Annotated in this window: 13 protein-coding genes; 5 read left to right on the forward strand and 8 right to left on the reverse strand. The window is 61.8% G+C overall.

Annotated elements, in window-relative coordinates; all coding sequences use genetic code 11:
* Nucleotides 1-924: alanine dehydrogenase (gene ald / locus IBX54_RS08680; RefSeq protein WP_296542272.1), on the forward strand; the 924-nt coding region annotated here is incomplete at its 5' end.
* A 53-nt stretch (nucleotides 925-977) separates the two neighbouring features.
* Complete coding sequence (locus tag IBX54_RS08685) at nucleotides 978-2,966, forward strand: ATP-binding cassette domain-containing protein (RefSeq protein WP_296542273.1); 1,989 nt, start codon at nucleotides 978-980, stop codon at nucleotides 2,964-2,966.
* Between the two features lie 10 nt (nucleotides 2,967-2,976).
* Here IBX54_RS08685 and IBX54_RS08690 read toward each other — a convergent pair whose 3' ends face one another.
* A complete protein-coding gene (locus IBX54_RS08690; RefSeq protein ID WP_296542274.1) occupies nucleotides 2,977-3,465 on the reverse strand; it encodes a MarR family winged helix-turn-helix transcriptional regulator in 489 nt (162 codons plus the stop codon).
* Between the two features lie 67 nt (nucleotides 3,466-3,532).
* The gene (locus tag IBX54_RS08695) at nucleotides 3,533-4,291 is read right to left on the reverse strand and encodes a dihydrodipicolinate reductase C-terminal domain-containing protein (protein WP_296542275.1); all 759 of its coding nucleotides are present in this window, start codon (nucleotides 4,289-4,291) and stop codon (nucleotides 3,533-3,535) included.
* Nucleotides 4,292-4,446: 155 nt separating this feature from the next.
* Between IBX54_RS08695 and IBX54_RS08700 the strand changes: the two genes are divergently transcribed.
* A complete protein-coding gene (locus IBX54_RS08700) occupies nucleotides 4,447-5,781 on the forward strand; it encodes a chloride channel protein (protein WP_296542276.1) in 1,335 nt (444 codons plus the stop codon).
* Nucleotides 5,782-5,823: 42 nt separating this feature from the next.
* Here the strand turns inward: IBX54_RS08700 and IBX54_RS08705 are convergent, their stop codons facing one another.
* From IBX54_RS08705 to IBX54_RS08715, 3 genes are read right to left on the reverse strand one after another with little or no spacing between them, the layout of a single operon-like run.
* Nucleotides 5,824-6,183, reverse strand: coding sequence for a TraR/DksA C4-type zinc finger protein (locus IBX54_RS08705; RefSeq protein ID WP_296542277.1), 360 nt, complete (start codon nucleotides 6,181-6,183; stop codon nucleotides 5,824-5,826).
* Between the two features lie 5 nt (nucleotides 6,184-6,188).
* Entirely contained in the window at nucleotides 6,189-7,052 is an 864-nt protein-coding gene (locus tag IBX54_RS08710) for a universal stress protein (RefSeq protein ID WP_296542278.1), read from the reverse strand.
* 11 nt (nucleotides 7,053-7,063) lie between these two features.
* A complete protein-coding gene (locus IBX54_RS08715; RefSeq protein WP_296542279.1) occupies nucleotides 7,064-8,539 on the reverse strand; it encodes a SulP family inorganic anion transporter in 1,476 nt (491 codons plus the stop codon).
* Between the two features lie 273 nt (nucleotides 8,540-8,812).
* On the opposite strand from IBX54_RS08715, the gene IBX54_RS08720 reads away from it, so the two are divergent.
* Nucleotides 8,813-9,331 (forward strand): flavin reductase family protein, encoded by a 519-nt coding sequence (locus IBX54_RS08720; RefSeq protein WP_296542280.1) that lies wholly within the window; start codon nucleotides 8,813-8,815, stop codon nucleotides 9,329-9,331.
* Nucleotides 9,332-9,346: 15 nt separating this feature from the next.
* Complete coding sequence (gene hemG, locus IBX54_RS08725) at nucleotides 9,347-9,913, forward strand: menaquinone-dependent protoporphyrinogen IX dehydrogenase (protein ID WP_296542281.1); 567 nt, start codon at nucleotides 9,347-9,349, stop codon at nucleotides 9,911-9,913.
* Nucleotides 9,914-9,926: 13 nt separating this feature from the next.
* On the opposite strand, the gene IBX54_RS08730 is transcribed toward hemG, so the two are convergent.
* From IBX54_RS08730 to IBX54_RS08740, 3 genes are read right to left on the reverse strand one after another with little or no spacing between them, the layout of a single operon-like run.
* Nucleotides 9,927-10,397, reverse strand: coding sequence for a PIN domain-containing protein (locus tag IBX54_RS08730; RefSeq protein WP_296542282.1), 471 nt, complete (start codon nucleotides 10,395-10,397; stop codon nucleotides 9,927-9,929).
* A 2-nt stretch (nucleotides 10,398-10,399) separates the two neighbouring features.
* Complete coding sequence (locus IBX54_RS08735; protein WP_296542283.1) at nucleotides 10,400-10,642, reverse strand: AbrB/MazE/SpoVT family DNA-binding domain-containing protein; 243 nt, start codon at nucleotides 10,640-10,642, stop codon at nucleotides 10,400-10,402.
* Between the two features lie 51 nt (nucleotides 10,643-10,693).
* The gene (locus IBX54_RS08740) at nucleotides 10,694-11,002 is read right to left on the reverse strand and encodes a YceI family protein (RefSeq protein ID WP_296542284.1); all 309 of its coding nucleotides are present in this window, start codon (nucleotides 11,000-11,002) and stop codon (nucleotides 10,694-10,696) included.
* Between the last annotated feature and the right edge of the window lie 163 nt (nucleotides 11,003-11,165).

Below are 11,165 nucleotides of genomic sequence, written 5' to 3' on the forward strand. Positions count from 1 at the left end.
TTTGCCACAGCCGAGATGATCGTCAAGGTGAAAGAGCCCCAGCCCCACGAGTGCGCCATGCTGCGCCCGGGGCAAATTTTGTACGCCTACCTGCACCTGGCGCCCGACCCGGCGCAAACGGCGGCGCTGGTCAAGTCGGGCGCGGTCTGCATCGCTTACGAGACCATCACCGGCGCTGGCGGCGGCCTGCCCTTGTTGGCGCCGATGAGTGAAGTGGCGGGGCGCATGGCAGTGCAGGCAGGCGCCGCGCATCTGGAAAAGTCCAAGGGCGGCATGGGTGTGCTGCTCGGTGGTGTGCCCGGTGTGCCGGCCGCGCATGTGGTGATTCTGGGCGCAGGCGTGGTCGGCAGCAATGCCTTGCAGGTGGCCGTTGGCATGGGTGCCCGGGTGAGCGCGCTCGACAAAAATGTGGATCGCCTGCGCCAGCTGGATCTGATCTTTGGCAACCGCATCAGCACGCTGTATTCGAGTGCCCACAGCGTGGAAGACGCGGTGCTCGACGCCGATCTGGTCATCGGTGGTGTGCTGATTCCGGGTGCCGCAGCACCCAAGCTGGTCACGCGCAGCATGGTCGCGCGCATGAAGCCGGGTGCCGTGGTGGTTGATGTGGCGATTGATCAGGGCGGCTGTTTCGAGACCTCGCACGCCACCACCCACGCCGAGCCCACCTTTGTGGTCGATGGCGTGGTGCACTACTGCGTGACCAACATGCCCGGTGCGGTGGCGCGCACCAGCACTTTTGCGCTCAACAACGCCACCATCGGCCATGCGCTGGCACTGGCCGACAAGGGCTGGCGGCAGGCGCTCAGGGACAACCCGCACCTGAAAAACGGCCTCAATGTGGCCCACGGGCAGGTGACCTGTGAGGCGGTGGCCAGCGCGCTGGGCTACACCTACATGCCTGCGGATTCCCTGCTGGCTTGAGTTGGCCTGGGTCAGCCTGTGGCGCGCGCCCGGCAGGGGATAATGCGCGCCACATGGCACTTATCACACTCCTCGACGCACAACTGGCTTTTGGGCACGTCCCGCTGCTGGACCACACTACTTTTTCACTGGAGGCGCAGGAGCGCGTCGGCCTGATTGGCCGTAATGGCGCGGGCAAATCATCGCTGCTCAAGATTCTGGGCGGGCTGGAAAAGCCCGACGACGGCATCCTGCAGGTGCAGGGCAACACCCGCATTTCCTATGTGGCGCAGGAGCCGCAACTCGACTCTGATGCCACTGTGTTCGAGGCGGTCAGCGCCGGCCTGGCCCGGGTGCGGGAACTGATTGACGCGTATTCCCAGGGTCACGGCGACCTCGACGCGATGCAAACCGAAATTGAGTCGCTTGACGGCTGGAACTGGGAGCAGCGTGTGGGCGAGACGCTGCACCGCTTGCATCTGGATGCCGATGCGCGCATCAGCACGCTCTCAGGCGGCAACAAAAAGCGTGTGGCGCTGGCGCAGGCGCTGGTGGCTGCGCCCGACGTGCTGCTGCTCGACGAGCCCACCAACCACCTCGACCTCGACAGCATTGAGTGGTTGGAGGGCCTGCTGTGCGACTTCTCTGGGTCAATCATCACGGTAACGCACGACCGCTCGTTTCTGGACAACGTGGCGACCCGCATCGTTGAGCTCGATCGGGGCAAGCTGCTGAGTTACCCCGGCAACTTTGCCGCTTACCTGGTGCAAAAAGAAGAACAGATGGCGCAGGAGGCGATCATCAATGCGCGCGCTGACAAGTTGCTGGCCCAGGAAGAGGTGTGGATTCGCCGCGGTGTCGAGGCGCGCCGCACCAAGGCGCAGGGCCGCATCAACCAGCTGGCCGTGCTGCGCGCCAACCGCGAGGCGCGGCGCGAGGCGCTGGGCAGCGTCAAGCTCGATGTGGCCAGCGGTGCCGTCAGCGGCAAGCTGGTGGCCGAACTCACGCATGTTTCCAAGAGCTTCGACGGGCGCAAAATCGTGGATGACTTCTCCGCGGTCATCCTGCGTGGCGACAAAGTTGGCTTGCTCGGGCCCAATGGTGCCGGCAAGACCACCTTGCTCAAATTGATTCTGGGCGAGCTCAAACCCGACCCGGCCCCGGCCAATGCGCCCAAGCCAGGCCCGGGCGAGAGCGCCTGGGGCACGGTGCGCCAGGGCGCCAACATCACCGTGGCCTACTTCGACCAGATGCGCAATGCGCTTGACCTGGATGCCACGCTGGAAGACTTCATCAGCCCGGGCAGCGAATGGATCGAGATTGGCAACCGGCGCCAGCACGTCAAGAGTTACCTCGGCGACTTTTTGTTCTCGCCGGCGCGCGCCAATTCTCCGGTGCGCTCGCTCAGCGGTGGCGAGCGCAACCGCCTGCTGTTGGCGCGCCTGTTTGCCCGCCCGGCCAATGTGCTGGTGCTCGACGAGCCCACCAACGACCTCGACATCGACACGCTCGAACTGCTCGAAGAGCTGCTGCAAAATTTTGAAGGCACGGTGTTCCTGGTCAGCCACGACCGCACCTTTCTAGACAACGTGGTCACCAGCACGATTGCCTTTGAGGGCGATGCCAAGTGGCGCGAATACGAGGGCGGCGTAACCGACTGGCTGACCCAGACCAAACGCGCCAATGAGATCGCCAAAAGCAAGGGCCAGAAAGGCGCGCAGCCGTTTCACTTTGAGCGCGACCTGGCAGCCAGGGCGCAAGTGGCGGCATCAAGCAGCGTCGCGGCGCCAGAGCCAGTCGCACCAGCTTCGGCTGTTGCCAGCGCCGCCCCCGCCAAAGCCCGCAAGCTCAGTTTCAAGGAGCAGCGTGAGCTTGACGCGCTGCCCGACCTGATTGCGGCGCTGGAAGCCGAGCAAAAGGAAATTGCCGAATTGCTGGCCGACGGTAGCCTGTACGCCATTGACAACGCCCGCGCGCTGAAACTGGCCACCCGCAGCGCGCAGATTGACGACGATTTGATGAACGCGCTGGAGCGTTGGGAAATACTGGGGTCGCCGACCTGAATTTGCCGCGCTACAACTGTGCTAGCGGAATCCGGCCAGCGGTTTCGTCGGCCTTGAGCCGGGCAATCAGCTCACCCAGGTCGTGGTCCAGGCGCTGCAGGGTTTGCGGGCTGAGCTCTTCCAGGGCGGACGGCAAAACGCCTTCAAGCGGCCCCGGCACAAGGGCCAGCAGCGCCAACGCCGCAGGCGTGGTGTACAGGTGCACATGGCGCTTGTCCTGCGCGTCCTTGTCCATGCGAAGCAGTCCTTTTTGCTGCAGGGCACGCACCAGGTTACTGGCGGTGGACTGGTGCACATCCATGCCTTTGGCCAGGTCACTCATGCCAATGCCTGGCTGGTCGCGAATCACGCTCAGTGCCCAGACCTGCGCACCGCCCAGCCCGACCTGTTTTTCAATTTGCTTGAAGTGGCTGCGGATGGCGTTAAAGACCACCCGAAAGCGCCGTAATACCTGGTTGGATGGGATGGTCAGGGTGCTTGGTGCATTGTTGCGCGGCATAAAAAATCTTGGGGCTGAAGCGTTAGCCCGGCATCATAGGCCCGAATGCGTCAATGTGGCGCAGGTCTCAGGCGTCTGCCGCGCTCAGCAGCTCTTTTTGCACCATGCGCATCATCATGTCGTCGAAGGTGTAAAAGCCGTTCCCGCAATGCGCCAGTTCGGCCAGCGCAAAGGCGGCACCGGTGCCAAAGGCGCGGCGTTCGATCGAGTTGTGGATCAAGCGCACGGTCTGGTACGGAAAGCCAAAAATCACCTCGTGATGGCCGACGATGCCACCCAGGCGCAGCGAGGTGATGCGGTCTTCATCGACATCGATGCTTTGCGCAATCTTGCGCGCCGTGCCAGACACCTCGGGTTTTTCCTTAAAGTGCTGCTCGACAATTTCCACGTCGGCAAACGGCGCGATCTTGCGCAACAAGCGCGCCGCCATGATCAAGAAGTTGATGCCCACCGTGATGTTGGGCGAGCATAGCACGCGGGCGTCTTTGGCCAAGCTATGCGCGTACGTTAGGTCGGCTTCGCTGTACGCCGAAATCGCACTGACCAGCATGAGAGAGCGTGCGCGCACCTGCTCGCCATAGAGGTGCAGACTCTCGGGGATCGAAAAGTCCACCAGCGCATCAACCGGGTGTGCATCGAGCCACTGAGCCCAGTCATCGGGCGTGGCCAGGGTCGCCATCGGCACATCAGGCTCGGGTGCGGTTTTTGCAGAGGTGGCAGCAGTGCGGCGGGCAATCCAGCACAATTCATAGCGCGGATCACTCTGCAGCACCTGCGCCACCGCTTGCCCGGCTTTGCCGAAACCTACCAATCCCACTTTGATCATGAAACACTTCCTTCGGGTTGACTGTGGCGACTGTCCAACACAGCCTTCGCGTTGCAGGCATTATCCTCAAATATGTTCCTGCCAAAGTGGTTTTCCCACACAATCCATGCTGACAAGCGCTTTGCCGCGCGTTGATATCTGCCCCCAGCAAATTCATGAATCCTGATGTAAACCGCGACGAAATTCTGCACTCCATTCACAAGGAGGCGGTGGACTGGCGGGCCTGGGCCGGGCGCGTGCTGGTGATGGTGTTTGCCGCGCTGGCCGGGTTGACCGTGGTGGCTTTCACCTGGATGACCGAGCTGGCCTTTGGCGTCTTTGAGCAGATGCAGCAAAGTTACTGGTGGAGCCCATTGCTGTGGACGCCCTTGTGCACGGCCGCCATCGTCTGGGTCATGCGCCGTTATGCCGTGGGCAGCGCCGGCTCGGGCATTCCGCAGGTCATGGCCGCGCTCGATGGCAGCGTGAGCCCCGCGCAGCGCAGCGTGTTCGTGTCGCTCAAGCTCAGCTTCGCCAAGATGGCGCTTTCCTCCTGGGGCCTGCTGGCGGGGCTGTCGCTGGGGCGCGAGGGGCCGTCGGTGCAAATCGCTGCGGGCGTCATGCACCATGCGCGGCGCTGGTTGCCCGAAAAGTCGCAAGTCTCGGAGCACGGTCTGATGATGGCCGGTGGTGCAGCCGGGATCGCCGCGGCCTTCAATACGCCGCTGGGTGGCGTCATGTTTGCCATCGAAGAGTTGTCGCGCAAACCCGAGCAACGCTCCAGCGGTCTGCTGCTGGCGGCCATTGTGCTGAGCGGCCTGATGGCGGTGTCGGTTTACGGCAACGCCACTTATTTTGGTGTCATCAAGGTGCAAAACCTGAGTATGGCGCTGCTGCTGCCGGGGCTGGTGGTGGCGCTGCTCAGTGGTTTGGCTGGTGGCTTGTTTGCCAGGCTGCTGCTGGTGTCGATCCGGGGCGACTCCGGTGACCGTTTCAGCCGCTGGCGCAAGCGCAGCCCGGTGGCATTTGCCGCCGCCTGCGGGCTGGTCATTGCCGTCATCGGGCTGGTCAGCCACGGCAACACCTTTGGCACCGGTTACGCGCACAGCCGCGCCATGCTCGAAGGCAACGATGACACTTCGTCGATCTACGTGCTGCTCAAGTTCATAGCCACCTGGATCACCGCCTGGGCCGGGGTGCCCGGCGGCATCTTTGCCCCAGCCTTGTCCATCGGCGGTGCCTTGGGCAACGACGTGGCCCAGTTCATTGGTTATGCCAATGCGCCCACGCTGATTGCGCTGGGCATGGTGGGCTTTCTGGCCGCCGTCACGCAGGCGCCGCTGACTTCGTTCATCATCGTCATGGAAATGGTGGCGGGCCATGGTCTGGTGCTGAGCCTGATGGCGACCGCCATGGTGGCCAGCGGTGTCTCGCGTCTGCTGTGTGTGCCGCTCTACAGCGCGCTGGCGCAATTGCAACTGCAGCGCCTGCCCAAAAACGATCAGGCCTGAAAAAAAAGCCCCGAAGGGCTCCGAACTCGCGTGCTGTTCTGATCAGGATTTGCCATGTTCGGCCGCTGATTCGGCACATTCCGGGCAAAACACCGCCGCTGCATCCGCCTGCAGGCGGTCGGCTTCAATGGTTTCCCCGCACTGACAACACAGGCCATAACTGCCTGCCGCCACCCGGTTTAGCGCGGCTTCGAGTTTGCGCTGACGCGTGCGCAGGCGTTGCAGCGTGGCCTGCGCCATGGCTTGCTGTTGCATGGCATCCATGCGCGACACGCGGCCCATGCTGGATTGGTCCAGTTCGACCACGTCGGTGCCCGCGCTGCGTTGCGCCATGGCTTCACGCAGTGCGCTTAGCTCAGCTTGAAGGCGATCTTGCCATTGCGCCAAAGTGTTTGTTTCCATGGCGATCAGCGCAGCAACAAGGTTGGCAGTTTGGCCGAGCGCAACAACTCCGAGGTCTTGCTGCCAAACAGCCAGCCGCGCAGCGAGGAGTGGGCGTAGGCGCCCATGATCAGCATGTCGATGCCGTGCGTTGTCACGGTTTTGGCAATCACGCGCTCGGTGTCGCCGGGCAGCAAATGCGGCGTGACATCGTAGCCCGCGCCAGCCAGCACGCCTTGCGCCCAATCGAGCTGCTTGACGGCATCCGGGCTGGGCTGGCCAGACATCAGCACATGCACCGGCAAGCCCTTGAAGAGCCGGCTGCCCGCCACCATTTCCACGCCGCGGCGGGTCACAATGCCGCCGTCAAAGGCGATCATGAAGCGCTCGGGTGTCTTGAAGCCCTCGGTCACGGTCAGGATCGGCTTGTGCAGCGCGCGCACCACCAGCTCCACATTGCGGCCCAGATCGCGTTGCGTCACTTCAGCCGATTCGCCGCGCCGCCCGAGCACGAACAGCTGCACACTGGGCTCCTGCGCGATCAGCGTTTCCTGCAGGCTGCCGTGGCGCTGGCGGGTATCAAGCAAGGGCACGCCGACTGCCGCAGCGCGTTCGCGCAAGCGATTCAAAAACAACCGGCCTTGTTCGCGCGCGGTTTTGCTGCGCTGCTCGTCCTGGTTGACCAACTCGGTGAGCAACAGCTCTTGCGAATTCATGCCGATGGCACCACTGTGGTCGGCACCGTCACCCAATTCGGGGTGGCGTTCGATGGTGTGCAGCAGTTCCAGCGGCGCGTCCATGCGCAGTGCCGCCCAGGCTGCGTAGTCGGTCACGTGGTCGGCAAAACGGGACTGGTCAACACAGGCCAGCACTTTGTTGTCAAAAATCATTTTTTACTACCTTAGTGACTCATCAGTTGCTCAATGGCGTCGGGCTTGTCGTGCACGGCAAAGCGGTCCACCATGGTGGCGCTGGCCTGGTTGAGCCCGATCACCTCCACCTCGGTGCCTTCGCGGCGGAACTTGACCACCACCTTGTCGAGCGCGCTCACTGCCGTGATGTCCCAGAAGTGCGCGCGGCTGACGTCAATGCGCACTTTCTCGATGACTTCCTTGAAGTCAAACGAGTTGATGAAGCGCTCGGCCGAGGCAAAAAACACCTGGCCCACCACGCGGTAGGAGCGCAGCCGCCCCTCGTTTTCGGTTTGCGAGCCAATGTACAAAATCAGCCCGACCTTGTGGGCAAAGAAGAAACCCGACAGCAGCACGCCCACCAGCACGCCTTTGGCCAGGTCGTGCGTGGCCACCACCGTGACCACCGTGGCCAGCATCACCAGGCTGGTGCTCTTGGGGTGCACGCGCAGGTTGGCGATGGAGGTCCAGCTGAAGGTGCCAATGGCCACCATGATCATCACGGCCACCAGCGCGGCCATCGGGATGCGCGCCACCCAGTCGCCAATGAACACCACCATCAGCAGCAGGAAAACGCCGGCAGACAGGCTTGACAGGCGCCCACGCCCGCCCGACTTGATGTTGATCACCGACTGGCCAATCATGGCGCAGCCTGCCATGCCGCCCAGAAAGCCGGAGGTGGTGTTGGCAATGCCCTGGCCGATGCATTCGCGGTTCTTGTTGCTGGTCGAGTCGGTCAGGTCATCGACGATGGAGGCCGTCATCATCGACTCGAGCAAGCCCACCGTGGCCAGCGTGGCGGCCACCGGAAAGATGATTTTGAGCGTTTCCAGCGTCAGCGGCACCTCGGGCCACAGGAAAAACGGCAGGCTGTCGGGCAACTGGCCCATGTCGCCCACGGTGCGGATGTCCAGACCCAGCCACATCGACACGGCGGTCAGCACCACGATGGTGACCAGCGGCGAGGGCACTGCTTTGGTAATGTAAGGAAACAGGTAAATGATGCCCAGCCCGGCCGCCACCATGGCGTACACATGCCAGCTCACGTTGGTGAGTTCAGGCAGTTGCGCCAGCAAAATCAGAATCGCCAGCGCATTGACAAAGCCGGTGATGACCGAGCGCGAAACAAAGCGCATCAACTCGCCCAGGCGCAACGCGCCCGCCAGCATTTGCAGCACACCGGTGAGCACCGTGGTGGCCAGCAAATATTGCAAGCCGTGGTCTTTCACCAGCGTCACCATCAGCAGCGCCATGGCGCCGGTGGCAGCAGAAATCATGCCGACACGCCCGCCAGTGAAAGCGGTGACGGCGGCGACACAAAAAGCGCCATACAAGCCGACCTTGGGGTCAACGCCGGCAATGATGGAAAACGCAATGGCCTCGGGAATGAGCGCCAGCGCGACCACCACGCCTGCCAGCATGTCGTTTTTGATATTGGAAAGCCAGTCCTGGCGAAAAGAATTCATAAGTTGTATCTGGAAACAAGCGCAGCAGAAGCGGCAAACAGATGCCCACCGGCGCAATCTACCGCCAAAGCAGGGATGGCTGGTAAAAGATGAAACGACAGGAGCGAATGGAAATGGACCGGACCAATGGGCCGACGGGTGCGTCGGCATGGGTCAAGGTGAACTGAACGATGCTGGACATCGCGTAGCCGGTATTCTAAGCCATCACCGGGTTTTCCCTGATATTGCCCGCATGGCGCAAGCGCTCAAGCGATTTCGGTTAAATTCCAAGCGATGTTTTTGACCGCACAGGCCGTTAGCGCCCGCCCCCCCGTTTTTTCCAGCACCGAATTTCGCACAGCACTGGGCATGTTTGCCACCGGGGTGACGATCGTGACCGCGCGTGCCCGCGATGGCCATCTGGTTGGCCTGACCGCCAACTCGTTCAATTCGGTGTCGCTCGCGCCGCCGCTGGTGCTGTGGAGCCTGTCGCAAACGGCCAGCTCGATGGAGGCCTTTCGTAAGGGGTCGCACTATGCCATCAACATTCTGGCAGCCGACCAGCAGGCGCTGGCGCAGCGTTTTGCCAGCCGCGGCGTGGACCGCTTTGCCGATGTCGATTTTGTCGAAGGCAGCTGTGGCGCGCCGCTGCTGGCGGGCGCTGTGGCCACCTTCGAGTGCTTCAACCGCAGCCGCTACGCCGAGGGCGACCATGTGATCTTTGTCGGTGAAGTGGAGCACTGCGCGCACCGCAGCGGTATTGCGCCATTGCTCTACCACGGCGGCAAGTTTTACACTGAGCACCCTTTGTAACCCATGAATCCGCCCATGAACGCTGCCGCCCCTGAACGCATCCTGCTCGCTTACTCAACCACAGACGGGCACACGCTGCGCATTTGTCAGCGCTTGCAGCAGGTCATGGAAAGTGAGGGCAAACAGGTCACGATCAGCTTGCTGACTGAAGCAGGCACACGCGATTTGAGCCAGTTTGACCGTATCGTGATCGGTGCCAGCATTCGCTACGGCAAACACCAGCCGACGGTGGCAGAGTTCATCAGCCGCCACCAGGCGCTGCTGGAAAGCCGTCCGAGCGCCTTTTTTACCGTCAACATCGTGGCGCGCAAGCCCAACAAAAACACGCCTGAAACCAACCCGTACCTGATCAAATACCTGAAAACGATGAGTTGGCAACCTGCCCTGACGGGGGTGTTCGCCGGCAAGCTGAACTACCCCATCTACGGCCCGCTGGACCGGCTGATGATCCGCTTCATCATGCTCATCACCAGCGGCCCCACCGATCCCAAAACGGTGGTGGAGTTCACTGACTGGGCCAAGGTGGAAGAATTTGGGCGCGCGGTGTGCGCGCTGCCGGTGCCAACCAGCGCCACGGCATGAATTCGTGGGCGGGCTATGGGGCGACTAAAGCCAATTTGGGAAAGTAGCTACGGTAACGCGTGCTGTCGCGCGTGAGCAATTGCAATTGCTGCACCAAGGCGTGAGCGCCAATGTAAAAGTCTGGCATCGGTGACGTTTTGCTGCCCTGCAACTGGCGGTACACCTTGAAAGCTTGCCCGGCCAGGTAAGCGGCATCCCACGGCAGCGCCTCGCGCACCAGCGGCAAACTGTTGAGCGCAGCCTCGAGGTCGGCGGCGCGCTCAAAGCGCGGGCTGATTTCTGCCAGGATGATCGGGTTGATGATCAAGCCACCTTGCTGACTACAGCGCTCCAGTTGATCGAGCGACCAGTCAGCCCAAAGCGGGTCGTCTGCCAGCACATCGATCAGCACACAACTGTCAACCAAAGTACCCGCAATGGCAGGACCAGGCAAGTAGCGGGAAGAAGCTTCGCGCACCGCTTGCGCTGGACTGTCTGCGCCCATATTCAGCCGCGCAAAAACGCCATGAATTCGTCGGTGCCCATGCCTTTGAACTGGCTGGCATTGGCGCTGCCGCGCACCCGCTCAAAAGCCGAACGCACGCTACGTTGTGGTGCAGCCGCGACCAGGCGGATGACCACTTCGCCGTTGTCGCGCACCTCAAAATCGACTTCGCTGTTGGGGAGCAAGCCAGCCTTTTCGCGCACACCCTGCGGAATGGTCACTTGCCCTTTGCTGGTGATTTTCATGATTCTTACTCGCTAAAGTAAGAATCTTACTGCAAATCACACAGTATGTGCTTACTGTTTGACCGCTTCGACCTGGATCAGCAGGCGCACTTGCTTTGGGAAACCCCAGTCAATGCCGTAGTTCATGCCGAACTGGGTGCGGTCGATGGTGGTCTCGACCTTGCCGGTTTTGGCGGCGCGGTCAAACTCCACCTTGCCTTCTTTTTTGTCGAAGCGGCCGCGGTTGGTCGAGGTGCCGAAGTGGCTGATCTCAAAGGTCACATAGGTGTGTGCCGGGTCGATGGCGTAGCTGGCGGCCTGGGCTTGCGAGCCCAAGGCGAGCAGGGACAGGGCGGCGGCAGAGACAAGGGATAAACGCATGAAAAACTCCAGAGGTAGGTTGAGGAAAAAAAAAGGGAGGGAGAGGGAACGAAATTGATCAATGAAGCAAATTTGTCATTGCGAACGCGGCGAAGTAATCCATGCAGTCGGAAGTCATGGATCGCCACGCTTCGCTTTCCATGAACAGCCCCGTCATTGCGAA

Source organism: Rhodoferax sp. (assembly GCF_014859475.1).
Lineage (GTDB): Bacteria > Pseudomonadota > Gammaproteobacteria > Burkholderiales > Burkholderiaceae_C > Rhodoferax.